We start from the raw sequence: 16754 nt of genomic DNA on the forward strand, positions 1-16754 counted from the left end.
CGACAGCGACAGCGACAGCGACAGCGACAGCGACAGCGACAGCGACAGCGACAGCGACAGCAAGTAGTGTAGATACAAGAAAGCCCCACTCACTTGGATCCAATCCAAAGTGAGTGGGGCTTTTTATTTATTAAGCTATGACCGATAGGTCCCACTCAGGCTCAGTTGAGCCTTAAGCGTAAGAAGCAACTCCCCCCCCCCTACTGAGTCACGAGGCCTAGGCCAGGGTCTGACCTGTATTTCAGGTAGCAGGAGCGGTGTCAATCGGACACTACTCCTGCCACAAGTCCAAACGCTAAACCAGGCCTGCGCCTCGACTCTGGCACTGGTTCAAATTCTGGTTTGAGTTTGGCTTTGGCTTTTAACCCCGGTCAAGCCTGGTTCCGGTTGCGCCACTGCTTCAGCTCCGGGTTATCCGCTCCCAGCAAACTCTCCAGAGCCTGCTCAGTATGCTCGCCCAACTGCGGCGGAGCCATGCGGTAGGACACCGGACTATCTGAAAAGCGCATGGGGCTGGCCGTCATGCTGACCTTGCCAGCCTGACTATGGTCCAGCTCGATACGCATATTACGGGCCCGAACCTGCGGGTGCGAGAACACACCGTGCAGATCATTGATAGGCCCGGCTGGCACGCCAATCTTGTCCAGCGTTTCCAGCCAGTAAGCACTAGGATGCTTTTGCATTGCGGCACTCAGAATCTGCTCCAGCTCATCCCTGTGCTTGACCCGCTGACTGTTAATGTTGAAACGCGCATCCTCAACAATTTCCGGGTGCCCAATTGCTTCGCAATAAGCCGCGAACTGACGGTTATTGCCGATAGCCACAATGATGTGACCATCTGCCGTCGGGAACACCTGATAGGGCACCAGATTCTGATGTGCATTACCGGCTCGCTTCGGTGCCTGCCCACTAACCAGATAATTCATGTTCTGGTTCGCCAGCATGGCTACCTGACAATCCAGCAAAGCAATGTCGATATGCTGCCCCAAACCACTGCGTGAGCGCTCAAACAAGGCGGCCAGAATGCTGCTGGTGGCATACATGCCCGTCATCAAGTCCGCGACGGCAACCCCCGCTTTCTGAGGACCACCGCCGGGCTTGTCATCACGTTCGCCCGTCAGACTCATCATGCCGCCCATGGCCTGGATCATGAAGTCATAACCCGGACGCTCGGCATAAGGGCCTGTCTGACCAAAGCCGGTAATCGAGCAATAAATCAGGCGAGGGTTGATCTCTTTCAAGCTGGCGTAGTCCAGGCCGTATTTAGCCAGACCACCCACCTTGAAGTTCTCCACCAGAATGTCGCATTCCCGTGCCATGGCACGCACCACATCCGCCCCTTCCTGGCTGGCAATATCCAGGCTGATCGACTGCTTATTACGGTTGGCCGACAAGTAATAGGCCGCTTCAGCCGTATCTTCCTTTTCAGGTGTCTGCAAAAAGGGCGGGCCCCAGGCACGAGTATCGTCGCCGGTTTCGGGTCGCTCTATCTTGTAGACATTGGCCCCCAGGTCGGCCAGGTTCTGTGTGCACCATGGGCCAGCCAGAATGCGTGTCAGATCCAGAACCCGGATGCCATCCAAAGGGGCAGGACGCGTCGCCTGCGAGGCGTGCTGATCGCTCACGTTACAGTGCTCCATTCAAAAACAATTAATCCAGCGTGATATTGGCTTGCTTGATCAGGCTACCCAATTTCTCGTCTTCCTGACGCAGGAACTCGGCGTACTCGGCAGGGGTGGAGGAAATGATGTCTACACCCTGACGACGGAAGGTTTCAACAAACTCGCTGTTTTCGCTAACGGTTTTCATGGCCTGGCTCAGGCGATCAATAATTTCAGTAGGCGTACCGCTGCTGACGTGGAAACCAAACCAGGCTGTCACGTTATAGCCCTGGTTCAGGCCCAACTCTGCAAAGGTTGGAACCTCTGGCAACAAGGAGGAACGCTCCGGACCGGACACAGCCAGGGGACGCACAGTATTGGCGTTGATGTGCGTAATTGCGGTGCCCATGCTGTCGAACATGAAGGAGATGTGGCCACCCAGCAGATCAGTCATGGCAGGTGCGCTGCCACGGTAAGGAGCATGGATGACGTCGATATTGGCCATCGTGGTAAAGGCGGCGGCCGACAGGTGCGAGGACGAGCCATTACCAAAGGAAGCGTAAGTCAGATCGTCGGGCTTGGCGCGAGCATGATTAATCAGCTCTTCGCCCGTATTGAATGGGCTTTGCTTGGCGTTCACCACCAGCACGTTCTGCCCTTCCGCCACCAGAGAAACAGCGGCCAGATCCTGCGCCGGATCGTAAGGCAGTTTCTTGTAGAGATGGTTGTTCACCACGGCCTGACCAACCGCAGCCAGCAAGACGGTATAGCCATCGGGAGCAGATTTCGCGACGAAGTCCGTAGCGATAATGCCGCTGGCACCGGGCTTGTTTTCCACAATGATGATCTGGCCCAGATCCTTGGACAGTTGCTGCGCGACACCTCGGGCAATAACGTCAGTCACACCGCCCGGCGTAAAGGGCACAACAAGACGGATAGGCTTGTCCGGATACGCGGCTTGCGCGCCCAAGGAACAAAACAACAAACCCATTCCGGCCAGCAGAGGAGCCACTTTACGGGCTAGAATTTTTTTCATGAATCACTCCAAACTTATTTTGTCCGATAATCGAACTTGATTATTAAATTGCTAAGTCTTGTTTTTTTTACAATTTATCATCGATAATTCTTGTTAATCCCATCGAGTTCGTTAATCGAACAAAACTAGATCCTGCCACTTACTGAGCAATGACGACGAATAAAGAGACAAGCCCTACCGCCAGCAGCTACAAAGGCGATCCGGACTACATGCAATCGCTAGCCCGTGGTTTGCAGGTGATTACGGCTTTTTCAGACAGAAGGCGGCCATTGCGGGCCGCAGAAATTGCCCTGAAAACGGGTCTGGCACGGGCGGTGGTGCAGCGCTGCCTCTACACATTGCAAGCCCTGGGCTATGCAGAACAGGAAGGTGCGTTCTGGAAACTGCGCCCAGCAATTTTGCAGTTGGGCCATGCCTATTTTTCTTCGACCTCCATCGTCAGTCTGGCCCAGCCCATACTGGACGACCTGAGTGACCGCGTCGGTGAAACCTGTGCACTGGCCTTGCTGGATGGAGACGAAATTCTGTATCTGGCACGCGCCCAACGACAGCGTGTACTGACTGTGTCTTTAGGCTTGGGTAGCCGCCTGCCTGCTCACTGCACCTCTATCGGGCGAATGATGCTGTCGCAGTTGCCGCAAAGCAGGCTGGATGCCTACCTGGAACTGGCTCCCTTCAAGATCATGACGCAATACACCGCCCATACTCGCGAGGCCTTGCTACGCGAATTGAAGCAGGTGCAGGAAAAGGATTATTCCTTGATCAAGGAAGAACTGGAACTGGGGCTAACGGCCATTGGCGTACCCGTGCGCAGTGCCAGCGGGCGCGTTGTGGCCGGAATGAGCATCAGCATCAAGGACTGGCAGGATACGGAAGAAAAGCTGATCCAGCGCTGCCTGCCCGAACTACGTTCGAGCGCCAGGCAGCTGGGTTTGATGTTACCGGCCTGAGCAATCAGGCGGGATTGAGCATGGTCAGCGCACTGGCCAAGGCGTATTCCACGGCCTGCTGACGGATTTGGGCCCGGTCTCCGTCAAAGATACGGGCAGAGGCGCGGGTCACAATGCCATCACCCCGGCGCTGTGCAAAACCGAAGCACACCAGGCCAACCGGCTTGCCCGCCGTGGCTCCATCCGGACCGGCAATGCCGGTCGTGGAAATAGCCAGTTCCGCATCTGCAGTGGCTTCCAGCGCACCCGCCGCCATTTCCATGGCGGTTTCCTCGCTGACCGCGCCAAAACGATCCAGGGTGTCCTGGTTCACGCCCAGTTCCTGAACCTTGGCCTTATTGCTGTAAGTGACCAGACCGCGCTCGAACCAGGCGCTGGAGCCGGGCAGGTCCGTCAGGGCAGCAGCCAGCAGGCCACCGGTACATGACTCGGCGCAGGCGACCATCCAGCCGCGATCTTTAAGGGCTCGCCCCAGGGCCAGGGCGGCATTGCCGTGCTCGTAATCGCTCATGAGAAAACTCCAAAACGTACCAAGACAGCCATCAGCAACAAGGTATAGCCTGCCGCCAGGAGATCGTCCCACATAACGCCAAAACCATTATGCAGACGACGATCAAAATAGCGGATCGGCGGTGGTTTGAGAATATCAAAGAAACGAAATAAAACGAATGCGATGCCCTGTGCCAGCCAGGTCTGCGGAATCAGCCACAGCACCAGCCAGAAGGCGACCATCTCATCCCAATTCATGCCACTGTGATCAGACACACCCAGATCGTAGCCCGTGCGATGGCAAGCCCAGCAGCCAATGAAAAAGGTGAGCGGCAAGAAAATGGCCATTTGCGTGTCGGTCAGCACATGCAGACCCAAGACCCACAAGACCCAGGCCAGCACCGTGCCCCAGGTACCCGGCCCCGGACGCAATACGCCGGTACCGCCACCAAAGGCAATCAGGCGCCAGGGCTTTTTCACCACCCAATCCAGGGTAGGACGTTGAATGGGATTCAAGGAAGGATCAGGAAATGTGCTCATGACACAGACTCAGCCACCAAAATGATCGAAACCGCCCTGGGCAGGGGCAGGATCCAGACCCTGTTGATCACGCACGTACACCCCGCTACCGGCATGCATGGAGCCAATACGGCTAAGCTGCACGCCTTCGCGCTGGGCCAGCGCCATGATGGACTCCCGTTGTTGGGGAGCACCCGTAAAACACAATTGAAAAACGTCACCACCAACCAGAACCGCTTCGCGCTGCAATTCGGCAGGCAGACCCGTCAAGGAAGGATCCAGCGGCAAGGCATCCCAATCCAGATGGGCGGCACATTGGCTGGCTTTGGCGATATGGCCCAGGTCCTGGACCAGGCCATCAGACACATCGATCGCAGCATGAGCCAAACCTGCCAGGGCATGACCCAGGCGATAAGGCGGCCAGGGCTGTTCCAAGGCTGGGCGGCTGGCAGCCAAACGATCCGGGTCCGCGGCCAGTCGACCCTGCAGAAGGCGCAAGGCAATGTCTGCCGCCCCCAAGGTACCCGTCAACCAAATATCGTCACCGGCTTGAGCCGCACTGCGTTGCAAGGCCTGCCCTGCTGGGACTTCACCCAGCACCGTAATGCTGATGACCACCCCCTGCTTGCTACGCGTGGTATCACCGCCAATCAAGGGGCATTGCGCCTGATCGGCCAGTTCAAACAAACCTTTGGAGAATGCGGCCAGCCACTCGGGTCGGACTGCGGGCATGGACAAAGCCAGGAGGCAAGCTCTTGGTTTGGCTCCCATGGCGCCCAGGTCCGACAGGTTCACGGCCAGCGCCTTGTGCCCCAAGAGAAAGGGGTCCACATCGGGAAAGAAATGTTGCCCTTCGATCAGCAGATCCACGCTGCTGGCCAGTTGCCAGCCGGGTGTTGGAGTAAAAAGGGCGCAATCGTCGCCCACTCCCAAATAGCCTTCGGGAGCGGGACGATTGAAATACTGCTGGATAAGACCGAACTCGTTCAGCACGGCACGCCCCGTTTTAGCGGCGGGCCTGCTTGGCAACTTCAGGTGCGCGTACGTCGGCGGCCAGTTTGTCCAGCACGCCGTTCACGAATTTGAAACCGTCGGTACCGCCAAAGGACTTGGCCAGTTCAACAGCTTCGTTAATGGCAACGCGGTAAGGCACTTCAACGTGATGCACCAGTTCGTAGCTGCCAATCAGCAAGATGCCGTGTTCAATGGGAGAGAGCTCTTCCAAAGGACGATCCACATACGGCAAAAAGCGTTCGCGCAGCACAGGGGCTTCGCGCATGACGCCGAACAGCAAGGTTTTGAACCAGGCTGCGTCGGCTTCGCCAAACTCCTCGTCGCCCCGGATATGGGCGTCGATGGAGGTGGCTTCCTGCAGGCCATCAGCGCCTCGCAACAGCCAGGAGTAGATGCCCTGCAGGGCAAATTCGCGCGAGCGGCGGCGCGCGGATCGTCCGTTGGCCTTGCTGGCCGGGACTTTATTTGTCGTCGTCAAGATCTTCGTCCTCGTAATCTTCGTCCTCATCGTCGTCCAGCTCGGGTTCGAGGACGGCGATAAGATTGCCCAGCTCGACCGCTGTACGGGCGCAATCGCGACCTTTTTCAGCAGCACGAATCTCGGCTTGTTCATCTGTGTTGGTGGTCAGTACACCGTTGGCAACAGGAATACCGGTTGCCAGGGAGACTTGAGTAATGGCCGAAGCGCTTTCATTGCTGACCACTTCAAAGTGGTAGGTGTCACCGCGGATAACAGCACCCAGAGCGATCAGGGCATCAAATTCGCCGGTTTCAGCCATCTGGCCCAGGGTAATGCCCAGTTCCAGCGCACCGGGGACGGACAGAACGGTCACGTCGCGCTCGTCTACACCCAAAGCTTCCAGCTCTTTCAAGCAGGCTTCCAACTCGGTCAGACCGATGGATTCATTAAAACGCGCACGCACAATACCAATGTGCAGACCTTCCCCATTCAGGTCAGGGGTAACAATGTAAGGATTCATGTTGGAAGCTCCGCTTAGGATTGAGAGTCTGGTTCGCTATGGTAACCCGTCACGGTCAATGCAAACCCGGCCATGCTTGGCATTTTACGTGGTCGCGACATCAAACGGGCTTTACCAACATTGAGGTCACGCAAAATTTGTGCACCAATTCCGTAGGTGCGCAGATCGTTGCGGCTAGGGCGACCGCGTGGCGCCTGGGCCGGGCTGTCTGCAGCCCAAGCCTGAATCTGCTCGAAACTCTCTTCTTCGGAGCTCTGGCAGTTCATCAGCAAGACAACGCCGCTGTCGGATTTGGCCACGGTACGCAACGCAGTGGGCAGGGTCCAGCTGTGGCCCACATCCCCCTCGATCAGAACATCCAGCACGGTAGTCGGTTCATGTACGCGGACCAAGGTTTCCACTTCCGGGCTGATTTCACCGTGCACCAGTGCCAGATGCAAGCCACCGGAAGACAGATCGCGGTAAGCGTGGCATTCAAATTCACCATAAGGAGTCTTGACGGATTTCTTGTGCAAACGCTCGATCATGGACTCGTGTTCGCTGCGGTACTGGATCAGGTCCGCAATGGTGCCAACCTTGATGCCATGCTCGCGGGCGAACACCAGCAAATCGGGCAAACGCGCCATGGTGCCGTCAGGATTGAGCACTTCACAAATGACAGCAGCCGGGGTCAAACCTGCCATCGCCGTCAAGTCGCAGCCCGCTTCGGTGTGGCCGGCACGCACCAGTACGCCACCCTTAGCCGCCTTCAAGGGAAAGATGTGGCCAGGCTGCACCAGATCAATCGGACGTGCATCGCGAGCCACGGCCGCTTGCACGGTGCGAGCGCGGTCAGCAGCGGAAATGCCGGTCTCCACGCCTTCAGCCGCTTCAATCGACACCGTAAAGTTGGTGCCAAAGCGTGTACCGTTGCGGGTGGCCATCAAAGGCAGGTCCAGTTGGCGGCAGCGCTCTTCGGTCAGGGTCAGGCAAACCAGACCGCGACCATGCGTCACCATGAAGTTGATCGCCTCGGCATTTACGAATTCGGCGGCCATGACCAGATCGCCTTCGTTTTCGCGGTCCTCTTCGTCAACCAGAATAACCATGCGACCGGCGCGCAGCTCTTCAACAATCTCTGGAACGGGAGCGATTGGACTGGCGTCCAGTTGACCAGCGTCGGACTGAATTTCTTGATTCATCGTGCTCTTTGCTCAGACAGATAATAATTAAGGCCATTTTACGACACCCAAGGCCCGGCGGGCAGCTTCATTAGTCGGTACACTTGAAGACTGTGCCAAACAGCCCCAAACCCCTATGACCGAACCCATTTTGCCTGCTCTGGACGAAAAGCGTCGCCGTATCCAATCCATTGAAACGGGTTTTGGCCTGTTGAAAGTGCTGGTGGATAGCGGACAACCCATGATGTTGCGTGATCTGGCCACGCAAGCTGGGATGAGTTCGGCCAAAGCCCACCCTTATCTGGTCAGCTTTACCAATGTAGGACTGGTGCAGCAGGCTCCGGCGACTGGACTGTACGAGCTGGGGCCCTTTGCCTTGCAGATGGGGCTGGTCAGCCTGCAAAGCCAGAACCCGGTCAAGATCGCCCTGCCCCTGGTTCAAGCTTGGGCCTCGCGCATTGGGCACACCCTGGGCTTGGCGGTGCTGGGCTCACACGGACCCACCATGGTTCATATCAGCGAGGCCAGCTACCCGGTCCATGTGAACATGCGCTGCGGCACGGTCATGTCCATGCTGCACACGGCCACCGGCCACGTCTTTGCCGCCTGGCTGCCCCCGGAGGTCGCGCGTCATTATATTGAGCGCGAGGCAGGTGACAGCGCTGTTGTAACCAGTATCAGCCCACTGCGCCCCAGCCCCAAAGAACTGGCTGCCATGCTGGAAAAAATCCGTGAACAAGGTGTGGCACAGGCACTGGGCAACCCCTTGCCGGGTATCGATGCCCTGTCCGTCCCCGTGTTTGATCACTCCGGCCAGATTGTGCTGGCCCTGACCAGCCTGGGCCCCAGCACGCTGTTTGATGCCAGTATTGACAGCCCCATCCTGGCCCAATTGCGACAGTGCGCCAACAGCATTTCGCATCAGCTGGGCTGGCGCGAGCCGCTGGGCACTCCCCCTTTATAAAACTTGACATGACTACACACACTTATACGGGTGTCGACACTTCAAGTTTGGCTGGTTTACATGCAAAATAATCGTTTTATCCGCCCACCTGTTGTGGGTGATTTCTCGAGTGCGATGCTGTGCTAGAACAAGAACTGAAATTTTTTGTACCCGAGAGTGCCCGTCCCGGTTTATTGACCGCCTTTGACGCAGTACGCACGGGTAGCATTACCTTAAATGCCATTTACTTTGATACGCCCGAACGCGATTTGGCGCGCTCGAGTATCGCCTTGCGTCTGCGCAAGGAAGGCGAGCAATGGGTTCAGACCGTCAAACTGCCCGGTCCTGATACCCTGTCCCGCATTGAAATCAATCACCCCCGTCCCGGCCCGGAACTGGACCTGAGTCTGTATCAGGACACACCTGCCCACGCTGCGCTGGCTCGTTATGCGGATCAGATTCAAGCCCGTTATCAAACCCGCATCCAGCGCGAGCTGGCCCTGATCAAGCAAGGCCAGTCTGAACTGGAGCTGGCCTACGATGTGGGCCATATCGAATCCAATGGTTTGAAGCTGTTGGTCAACGAGCTGGAAATTGAGCTGATCAAGGGCGAGAGCCTGACCATGTTTGAGGTCGGCCAGCGCTGGCTGTACAAACATGGCCTGATTCTGGAGATGCGCAGCAAGTCCGAGCGTGGTGATGCCCTGGCCAGTCTGGCGGACCGCCGCCGGGCCAAATCGGAAAGTCTGGATCTGACGCCCGAACAGGTAGCTGCGGCCCTGACCCGCAAAGCCTACGACCTGCCCAAACCGCATTTTGTTGACACCGAAGATCTGGAACAGTTTTATAGCCTAAGTGCCACCATGAGCCTGGAGCAGGTCATTCGCAATGCTGCCTTGCTGGCGGGTGTGGATGGCATACGTCCGGACTCTTCCCGTCAGGCCGACTATCTGGCCTTGATGCGTGTAGGTCTGCGTCGTCTGCGCTCCTGCCGCAAGCTGTTCAAAATGTGGCTATCGGCTAGCGAAGGGTATGCCAATACGCGTCTGACACATTATTTTGGTCTGTTTGGTCAGGCACGCGACCATGACCTGGTACACCTGGAAATCACCCCCTTGCTGCTGCAGGCGGGAATGCCCGGCCCCGCACCTGAGCCTACTCCTGCCCATCTGGAGCACGACCCGGTCCAACTGGCCAGTGCAGCCGAGTTTCAGTCCCTGCTGTTAAGCAATCTGCAAAGCCTGATTTGCGGCCCTACGCTGGAACTGAATGGTGTGCCTCAGCCCGAACATTTGATCGAAGCCCGTATCAGCCGCTGGTTCCAGACAATTCAATTACGCAGCCAACGCTTTGCTCAGATCAGCCAGGACAAGCAGCACCGCCTGCGCAACCGGATCAAGAGCCTGCGCTACTGCCTGGAGTTTTTGCCCAGCGCAGCCGACAAACAAGGGCTGCACAAAGTGCTGCGCGAATGTCAGGCCTTGATTGGTGCAGTCACCGACGTGGACGTGGCGCTGGATTGGTATGCCCAACATGCAGCCAACCCCGAACAAGCGCAGTTTGCGCGGGACTGGCTGACGCATGCCCGCCAAGGTCGTGCCGCCCATGCACAGCATGCGCTCAATGCCTTGGATCAGCATCAGCCGCAAACAGAGCTTCTGCGACGCTGAACGCCAAAAGCACTGAAAAGCCCCCTGTACGCTGAGCCTTTGCTTGCTACTAGGTAGCGCTCTACTCCTGATCGGCCCAGGGATAAAAACGCGGCGATGCCTGTAAAGACATCGCCGCTTTCTTTTATAGCCAAACTTGGATTTAAGCGTTCATGCCCAACAAGGCCGACGCAAACTCACGGGCCACAAAGGCTTGCAGATCCTGCATGCCCTCGCCCACGCCAATCCAGTACACCGGAATAGGACGTACGCCTTGCGCACAGGCAGCAACGGCAGCCAGCGTCCCGCCTTTAGCCGTACCGTCCAGCTTGGTAACCACCAGGCCAGTCAGCCCCAAGGCCGCATCAAAGGCACGAATCTGAGAAATGGCGTTCTGGCCGGTATTGCCGTCCACAACCAAGAGAATTTCATGAGGAGCCTGTCCATCGGCCTTGCCGATGACGCGCTTGATCTTCTTGAGCTCTTCCATCAGGTGAAGCTGGGTTGGCAAACGGCCAGCGGTATCCACCATGACCACGCCCATATCGCGGGCACGGCCTGCATGCACAGCATCAAACGCCACCGCGGCGGGATCACCACCGTCTTGAGCAATAACACTGACGTTATTGCGGGTGCCCCATTCAATCAGCTGTTCACGAGCGGCAGCACGGAACGTATCACCGGCGGCCAACAAGACCTTTGCGCCCTGCTCCTGGAAGGTGTGAGCCAACTTACCGATAGACGTGGTTTTACCTGCTCCATTCACCCCGGCAATCATGACTACCAGTGGTTTGCTCGATTCCAGAGGAAAGGACTTCTCCAGGGGCTTCAAATGATCGGTCAGGATGTCACACAGGATCTGTTTGACCTGGGCCGCATCGCTGACTTTTTCTTTACGGACACGAGCACGCAAGGCGGTAATCAGTTTCTCGGTAGCCTCAACACCCGCGTCTGCCATCAGCAAGGCGTCTTCCAGTTCCTCGAACAAGGTTTCATCAACCTTGGCACCGACGAACAGACTGCTCAGGCTCTGGCCTGTACGCGACAAGCCCTGCTTCAAGCGTGCCATCCAGGAAGTTTTCACCACAGGCGCGGCGGCTTCTGGCTCTGGCGTCAGGGCAGGAGCTGGTTCAGGCTGTGGCGCAGGAACTGGAACAATCTCTGGCTCCGGTTCAGGAGTCGGCTGTATCTCGGGTTCCGGTTGCGGTACCGGCTCGGGAACCGGCTGCACCTCGGGTTCAGGCACTGGCTCAACCTCGGGCTCTGGAGTACGGCTTGGCTCCGGCACAGGCTGTACTTCCGGCTCAGGAGTACGAACGGGTTCGGGTTCGGGTACGGGCTGCACTTGCGGCTCGTGGACACGGGCAGGCTCTGGGATCGGGACACTGGCCGGGGCTGGTTGTGGCACCTCTGGCTGCGTGGGCGTAGACTCGGAGGCAACGCGATGTTCAGCCTGGCTGGCTGCCTGGCTATCCAAAGCCACAGCAGGCGGGGCCACCGGCGTTTGAACCGGCGTGCTTTGATCCTGCGATACAGCGGGGGATGCATCTGCCGCGTCAGCCTGGGGCTGCGACGGGGCAGGAGAAAGCGGCTCGGTCAGCTCCGTTTGAGTGACTTGTGGCTCTGGCTTGGCCTTCTTTCTTTTAAAAAAACTGAACATACGATTTACACTAGAAAATTCTGTTGAATGACCACATTATCCGATCAAAGCGCTAATGAGAAAACATGCTGTCCGTATTGTAGGTGGTGATTACCGCCGCACACCGATTTCAGTCGTCGATGCACCCGGTCTGCGGCCCACCCCGGATCGTGTGCGCGAAACGCTGTTTAACTGGCTTAACCACTTCTGGGGCGGCCAATTCAGCGACAAGAACGTGCTGGATCTGTTTGCCGGTAGCGGAGCCCTGGGCTTTGAAGCGGCCTCGCGCGGTGTCGCCTTTGTACAAATGGTGGAACGCCACGGACCCGCTGTCAGCAATTTGCGCAGCCTGCGTACCAAACTCAAGGCAGACCACGTACGTATCCATGCGGGCGACGCCCTCCATATTCTGGAGCGCAGCCAGATGCGCTACGATCTGGTCTTCATAGACCCGCCCTTTGCGCATGACTGGATGGAACGTATCTGGCCCTTGCTGCCCAATGTGCTGGCACCGGACGCACTGGTTTACATTGAGTCCGAAACCCCTATACAAGCCCCGGATCAATACGGGATACTACGACAGGATAAGGCAGGGCAGGTACATTATCATTTGTTGCGATTTGCTGCGATGCAAAAAACAGTCAATAATGCCGAATTTTCCGGGACGCCTGCACCGCTCCCCCCGGACTCCGACCTGCCAACTTGAACCACTTACGCGGATGCACCATGATCACAGCTGTTTACCCCGGCACCTTCGACCCCCTGACCCGAGGCCATGAAGACTTGGTCCGGCGAGCCGCCAACCTTTTCGATCACGTTGTGGTCGGTGTGGCCTCCAGCCAGAACAAGCGCCCTTTCTTCACCGTTGAAGAGCGTGTTGAGATCGCCTCCGAAGTGCTCAGCCACTACCCGAACGTGGAAGTGAAAAGCTTTTCCGGCCTGCTCAAGGACTTTGTACGCGAACAAAATGGTCGCGTGATCGTACGTGGCCTGCGCGCCGTGTCGGATTTTGAGTACGAATTTCAAATGGCGGGCATGAACCGTCACCTGCTGCCCGAAGTCGAGACCATGTTCATGACTCCTTCGGATCAGTACCAGTTCATCTCCGGCACCATCGTGCGCGAAATTGCCATTTTGGGGGGTGATGTAGGCAAATTTGTGTTCCCGTCCGTGGAGCGTTGGCTACAAACCAAAGCCAAAGAACGCAATCAGCAAGCGGTTTCAACCACCTGAACTCGCCCTGCGCAGCGGTCCGTACTACACTGTAGGGTGACCGACTGGTCAAATCCAAGGACCACGCTTATCAGGACACTGCGCTATGGCACTGCACATTACTGAAGAATGCATTAACTGCGACGTTTGTGAGCCGCAGTGCCCTAACCTGGCTATTTACATGGGCGAGGAGATCTACGAGATCAATCCCAACCTGTGTACAGAATGCGTCGGCCACTTTGATGAGCCGCAGTGTGTGGTAGTGTGCCCGGTCGAATGTATCGAGGTTCACCCCCAGCACCAGGAAAGCCAGGAAACGCTGCTTGCCCGCTATCACCGGCTGCAGTCCGAACCTACGACATAAGCAGAATAAAAAAAGCCCTGCCATGAGCAGGGCTTGTTCTATATGGATCACCGCGCAGACAGCTTACTCAGCCTGGGGCAAACGCTTTAACAGACGCAGCGGCTGGCCTGTATAGCGGCTGAACCACTGGGCAGGCAAATCCCCTTCGTCTACCAATTGCACGGATTGCCCATTTTCCTGCCACAAGGAAAAGGAATCCGGATCGTCTTCAATAACGTCCACTTCGATATCCAGGCGCAACATGCCGGGAGCGCGCAACACCAGCTGGCCAAAACGCAGTTCCATACTGAGCTCGGCCAGGGCAGGCAGCGCATCGGCGGCCAGGACCTGCCCCTGATCGTTCCCCAGCACCCATCGCCCCTTGCAGGCCAGTGCCTTGTCGTCACTAAGGGACGGGCCGCCTTGCAACAGGCAGACCGTCTCGTCAGGTGAACTTACCGCTGAACTTGTGCTCATGGCTTGAACCACTGCTTCATGGCTTCGCCAACGGTTTGTGGAACCTTGGCACCCAGCTCTTCCTTGATGATCTGCTTCACCTCGGACTTCACATCGGGTTTGGACTCTGCTTTAGCTTCCGAGGCTTGCTGACTCAACAAGTCCAGCAAACCGTCTTGCAGTGCCTTCTTGATGGAGTTGCTGGCAATGTCTTTCCACTGAATCTGGTAGGACAGCCCTGTCCAGGGACCGGAAATATGGATAGGAATCAGCACATTGCGCAGGTCCTGGAAGGACTTGCGCTCTTCCACGGCCAGATTATTGTGGTTCAGGCGAGCCTGCAAGGTCACATCTGCCTGCTGGTTCACCAAATCCAGCATGGCGCCTTTAGCCGCTGTCACCGTCAGAATCGGGGTGGTGGCCCGTAAATTACGGAAAGTCGCTTGCCCTTTCTTGATATCCAGACTGCCCTGCAAACGATTCAACACCGTGCGACGCAAAGGATCGGACTGGGGCAACAGCAAAGGAATCTGACCGCCAAAGGCATTGCGCACGGCTTCGTTAATATCGCGCACGCTCTGGTCCAGATCAACGCTGCGCCAGCTGCCGTCATGCAAGTCGACCGTCAGGCCGCCTTCCAGAGCATTCAGACGCTCCTGGCTTGTGGCACCTTGAGCCTTCAGGTTCAGATCCACATTGCCCTTGCCTGCCAGGTAGTCATTGCCGAACGCATCCAGCAAGAGCGAACCGACCTGCATTTGCTGCAACTTCAGGCCCAATTCAAAGCGCTTGCCGGGCTCAACCTTGGCCTTGGCCTGGAGCTGACCTTCATACGCCTGCGCATTGAACTGCGACAAATTGATCAACTGGCCCTGGTTCTTGACCTGAGCTTTCACCTGATCCATCACCACACCCAGGCTGCGCAGCTTTTCGATTTCAAAACGCAGATCAAAGCTGAGCGTATCCAGCCAAGCGTAAGAGGAAGCTTCTTCAAGCACTTCTTCGGCTGCGGGAGCCGCCTCTGTCTGCTCTGCCTTGGGCTGCTCGGCTTGCTCATCCCCCTCTGCAGCCGGCTCCTGCTCGGCAGCGGCTTCCGGCGCTTCAGCCTCTGGCTCCGGCTCCGGTGGGGTCACCACCTCGGGGGCCGTCACCCAGAAAATCGAACGCAGTTCGTCCAGATCCAGCTTGTCGGCTTTGAGTACCGCGTTCAGCAACGGCCCTTTACCCTTATCTTGCAAGCTCACATCCAGACTGCCTTGAGCCTGCTCGGTGCTACTGCTTAGCTGCGCACTGTATTCTTGTTTGCCTTTGTTCAGGTCTGCCTGACCCGTCAGCGGCATCTCGAAGCGGCTACCTGCGTCGGCCTCGTCTTCCAAGCGGATATTGGCTTGAATCTCGGGCAGACGCAGCCACTCATTCGATGGCTGCCACTGCATGGGGGAACTGGCCTTCAATTGCGCCACACGGCTGCCTTGCTTGATGGCGCCGTCCAGCTTGGCCTGCTCAAATATCAATTCCTGGCTGTTACCGGACAAGCCTTGCAACGTCAAACCCAAACCCAGGACCTTGGGGCCGCTGACTTTCAGGCTGGCAACGACAGGCGAGCCTTCAGCCTGTGCAGGCGATACCTGGATACGAGGCACATCCAGGGCCAGATCCAGATTCTGATCTTCATTTTTGCCACGAACACGCAGCGCCAGCTTCTCGAAAGACACCAGGTCGCTGACGCTGTCGATTTCCATCTTGGGCGTATTTAGCGTGGCATTCAGATCGCTGACCGGGTAAGCGCCCAACCACTGACCTTGCAATTGGGTATCCAGATTGGTGGCGCTGAACTGACGTTGGGCCGACTTGTAGGCCACATTGCCCTTAAGTGTCAGGCTTTGTGCCTGCAGCTGGTCCAGATCACCGATAAAGCTCAAGTTCAGCTTTTGTGCCCCGTAGGATTTGGAAGCAGGGTCCAGACTCAGTTGCCCTTGCCCTTCCAGCACACCATCCGCCACGGGATAGTCCCCCGACAAGCGGCTCTTGAAAGCCACATCAAAAGGCTGACCAAACGTCATGCGGCCCGTGTTCACTTCCAGCTGCAACAAACGGCCAATTACATTGCTGCGTTTGCTGAAGTAATGAATCTCACCACCCTTCAGGCTCAGACCCGCAATATCAATCTGGAAATCCGTTTCGCTGCCCGAGCGCTTGGCAATCAATTCAGGAACAGGCAAGGATTCGGGTGCAGGCTGGGCTGTCTGAGGAGCCTCGGCAGCTTGTGCTGCGGGCAACAAGGATACGCCCGAGCGGGCAAGGGGAAGGTGAGGGCCGGCAGGCGGGGCTTGCAGCAAGTCGTCAAAATTCAGCTTGCCTTCTTCATCGCGCACAATCCAGGCTTTGAAGCCGGTAACAGCAACGTGGTCCACCACCAGGCGGTTATTGATCAAAGGCCACAAGGCCACCGCAAACCGGGCGCTTTCCAAAGAAGCGAAAGGATCTTCCGAATTACGGTCAGACAGGGACAGCCCCTGCACGGACAGGCCAATGCGGGGAAATAGAGAAAGTTCGATATCACCGTCAATCTTGAGCGTACGCTGATACTTTTGCTGGACGATGTCAGCCAGCTTCTGCTTGTACGAATTGGGATTGAATGTCAGCAGGAAAATCGCCCCGCCTACCACCGTGACAATAGCTAAAACGACGAGGCTGAATAAGCCCCGCTTAAACCATACTTTCATGTAAGCCTCTAGGACCTCGGGGCAGGATGCAACACGC

Annotated in this window: 17 protein-coding genes; 6 read left to right on the forward strand and 11 right to left on the reverse strand. The window is 57.1% G+C overall.

Translation table 11 applies throughout. The features are described 5' to 3' along the window. Window positions 1-371: 371 nt before the first annotated feature. Window positions 372-1625 carry a CaiB/BaiF CoA transferase family protein gene (locus U2949_RS15620; protein ID WP_321288683.1) on the reverse strand — a complete coding sequence of 418 codons (1254 nt, stop codon included), beginning with the start codon at window positions 1623-1625 and terminating at the stop codon, window positions 372-374. 25 nt (window positions 1626-1650) lie between these two features. Further along, window positions 1651-2637 carry a Bug family tripartite tricarboxylate transporter substrate binding protein gene (locus tag U2949_RS15625; RefSeq protein WP_026485464.1) on the reverse strand — a complete coding sequence of 329 codons (987 nt, stop codon included), beginning with the start codon at window positions 2635-2637 and terminating at the stop codon, window positions 1651-1653. Window positions 2638-2786: 149 nt separating this feature from the next. On the opposite strand from U2949_RS15625, the gene U2949_RS15630 reads away from it, so the two are divergent. Next, window positions 2787-3587, forward strand: a complete 801-nt coding sequence (locus U2949_RS15630) for an IclR family transcriptional regulator domain-containing protein (RefSeq protein WP_321288686.1) — start codon at window positions 2787-2789, stop codon at window positions 3585-3587. A 4-nt stretch (window positions 3588-3591) separates the two neighbouring features. Here U2949_RS15630 and U2949_RS15635 read toward each other — a convergent pair whose 3' ends face one another. Genes U2949_RS15635 through ribBA form a run of 6 tightly spaced genes read right to left on the reverse strand, consistent with a single transcriptional unit; the run spans window position 3592 to window position 7770 of the window. Continuing rightward, window positions 3592-4098, reverse strand: coding sequence for a CinA family protein (locus U2949_RS15635; protein WP_026485462.1), 507 nt, complete (start codon window positions 4096-4098; stop codon window positions 3592-3594). Next, window positions 4095-4616, reverse strand: a complete 522-nt coding sequence (locus U2949_RS15640) for a phosphatidylglycerophosphatase A family protein (protein WP_009454786.1) — start codon at window positions 4614-4616, stop codon at window positions 4095-4097. Before U2949_RS15640 ends, U2949_RS15635 begins: the two co-directional genes overlap by 4 nt. Before the next feature lie 9 nt (window positions 4617-4625). Next, window positions 4626-5588, reverse strand: a complete 963-nt coding sequence (gene thiL, locus U2949_RS15645) for a thiamine-phosphate kinase (protein WP_321288690.1) — start codon at window positions 5586-5588, stop codon at window positions 4626-4628. A gap of 13 nt (window positions 5589-5601) precedes the next feature. Continuing rightward, complete coding sequence (nusB, locus tag U2949_RS15650) at window positions 5602-6117, reverse strand: transcription antitermination factor NusB (protein WP_042488795.1); 516 nt, start codon at window positions 6115-6117, stop codon at window positions 5602-5604. After that, the gene (ribH, locus tag U2949_RS15655) at window positions 6071-6589 is read right to left on the reverse strand and encodes a 6,7-dimethyl-8-ribityllumazine synthase (protein ID WP_009454781.1); all 519 of its coding nucleotides are present in this window, start codon (window positions 6587-6589) and stop codon (window positions 6071-6073) included. The genes nusB and ribH overlap by 47 nt, the downstream gene beginning before the upstream one ends. A gap of 14 nt (window positions 6590-6603) precedes the next feature. Then, window positions 6604-7770: a bifunctional 3,4-dihydroxy-2-butanone-4-phosphate synthase/GTP cyclohydrolase II gene (gene ribBA, locus U2949_RS15660; RefSeq protein WP_257724199.1), complete on the reverse strand. Its 1167-nt coding sequence runs from the start codon at window positions 7768-7770 to the stop codon at window positions 6604-6606. 115 nt (window positions 7771-7885) lie between these two features. Between ribBA and U2949_RS15665 the strand changes: the two genes are divergently transcribed. Together U2949_RS15665 and U2949_RS15670 are read left to right on the forward strand one after the other, a co-directional pair. Next, window positions 7886-8713, forward strand: coding sequence for an IclR family transcriptional regulator (locus tag U2949_RS15665; protein WP_045931249.1), 828 nt, complete (start codon window positions 7886-7888; stop codon window positions 8711-8713). 119 nt (window positions 8714-8832) lie between these two features. Then, a complete protein-coding gene (locus U2949_RS15670) occupies window positions 8833-10362 on the forward strand; it encodes a CYTH and CHAD domain-containing protein (RefSeq protein WP_022983223.1) in 1530 nt (509 codons plus the stop codon). 142 nt (window positions 10363-10504) lie between these two features. Here the strand turns inward: U2949_RS15670 and ftsY are convergent, their stop codons facing one another. After that, window positions 10505-11629, reverse strand: coding sequence for a signal recognition particle-docking protein FtsY (ftsY, locus tag U2949_RS15675; protein WP_407654199.1), 1125 nt, complete (start codon window positions 11627-11629; stop codon window positions 10505-10507). A gap of 427 nt (window positions 11630-12056) precedes the next feature. Here ftsY and rsmD point away from each other — a divergent pair, with 427 nt between their 5' ends. The 3 genes from rsmD to U2949_RS15690 all read left to right on the forward strand — a co-directional run bounded on the left by rsmD (window position 12057) and on the right by U2949_RS15690 (window position 13556). After that, window positions 12057-12686, forward strand: coding sequence for a 16S rRNA (guanine(966)-N(2))-methyltransferase RsmD (rsmD, locus tag U2949_RS15680; RefSeq protein WP_026485455.1), 630 nt, complete (start codon window positions 12057-12059; stop codon window positions 12684-12686). A gap of 20 nt (window positions 12687-12706) precedes the next feature. Further along, window positions 12707-13213 (forward strand): pantetheine-phosphate adenylyltransferase, encoded by a 507-nt coding sequence (gene coaD, locus U2949_RS15685; RefSeq protein WP_026485454.1) that lies wholly within the window; start codon window positions 12707-12709, stop codon window positions 13211-13213. Between the two features lie 85 nt (window positions 13214-13298). Beyond that, window positions 13299-13556 (forward strand): YfhL family 4Fe-4S dicluster ferredoxin, encoded by a 258-nt coding sequence (locus U2949_RS15690; RefSeq protein WP_009454772.1) that lies wholly within the window; start codon window positions 13299-13301, stop codon window positions 13554-13556. Window positions 13557-13619: 63 nt separating this feature from the next. On the opposite strand, the gene U2949_RS15695 is transcribed toward U2949_RS15690, so the two are convergent. Both U2949_RS15695 and U2949_RS15700 read right to left on the reverse strand, forming a co-directional pair. Further along, window positions 13620-14012, reverse strand: coding sequence for an MOSC N-terminal beta barrel domain-containing protein (locus U2949_RS15695; protein ID WP_026485452.1), 393 nt, complete (start codon window positions 14010-14012; stop codon window positions 13620-13622). Further along, on the reverse strand, window positions 14009-16717 hold the full coding sequence (locus U2949_RS15700; RefSeq protein ID WP_321288696.1) for an AsmA family protein: 2709 nt from the start codon (window positions 16715-16717) through the stop codon (window positions 14009-14011). The genes U2949_RS15695 and U2949_RS15700 overlap by 4 nt, the downstream gene beginning before the upstream one ends. Window positions 16718-16754 lie beyond the last annotated feature (37 nt).

It is taken from the genome of Alcaligenes phenolicus, assembly GCF_032063905.1.
In the GTDB taxonomy this organism is placed as follows: Bacteria; Pseudomonadota; Gammaproteobacteria; order Burkholderiales; family Burkholderiaceae_B; genus Alcaligenes; species Alcaligenes phenolicus.

What these genes read in the sequence shown, in the direction of transcription:
- U2949_RS15700 (WP_321288696.1), bottom strand. Translation starts at nt 16,717, where the DNA reads ATGAAAGTATGGTTTAAGCGGGGCTTATTCAGCCTCGTCGTTTTAGCT.
- U2949_RS15630 (WP_321288686.1), top strand. Translation starts at nt 2,787, where the DNA reads ATGACGACGAATAAAGAGACAAGCCCTACCGCCAGCAGCTACAAAGGC.
- U2949_RS15640 (WP_009454786.1), bottom strand. Translation starts at nt 4,616, where the DNA reads ATGAGCACATTTCCTGATCCTTCCTTGAATCCCATTCAACGTCCTACC.
- U2949_RS15665 (WP_045931249.1), top strand. Translation starts at nt 7,886, where the DNA reads ATGACCGAACCCATTTTGCCTGCTCTGGACGAAAAGCGTCGCCGTATC.
- U2949_RS15635 (WP_026485462.1), bottom strand. Translation starts at nt 4,098, where the DNA reads ATGAGCGATTACGAGCACGGCAATGCCGCCCTGGCCCTGGGGCGAGCC.
- U2949_RS15695 (WP_026485452.1), bottom strand. Translation starts at nt 14,012, where the DNA reads ATGAGCACAAGTTCAGCGGTAAGTTCACCTGACGAGACGGTCTGCCTG.
- U2949_RS15625 (WP_026485464.1), bottom strand. Translation starts at nt 2,637, where the DNA reads ATGAAAAAAATTCTAGCCCGTAAAGTGGCTCCTCTGCTGGCCGGAATG.
- coaD (WP_026485454.1), top strand. Translation starts at nt 12,707, where the DNA reads ATGATCACAGCTGTTTACCCCGGCACCTTCGACCCCCTGACCCGAGGC.
- ribH (WP_009454781.1), bottom strand. Translation starts at nt 6,589, where the DNA reads ATGAATCCTTACATTGTTACCCCTGACCTGAATGGGGAAGGTCTGCAC.
- ribBA (WP_257724199.1), bottom strand. Translation starts at nt 7,770, where the DNA reads ATGAATCAAGAAATTCAGTCCGACGCTGGTCAACTGGACGCCAGTCCA.
- nusB (WP_042488795.1), bottom strand. Translation starts at nt 6,117, where the DNA reads ATGAGGACGAAGATTACGAGGACGAAGATCTTGACGACGACAAATAAA.
- U2949_RS15690 (WP_009454772.1), top strand. Translation starts at nt 13,299, where the DNA reads ATGGCACTGCACATTACTGAAGAATGCATTAACTGCGACGTTTGTGAG.
- rsmD (WP_026485455.1), top strand. Translation starts at nt 12,057, where the DNA reads ATGAGAAAACATGCTGTCCGTATTGTAGGTGGTGATTACCGCCGCACA.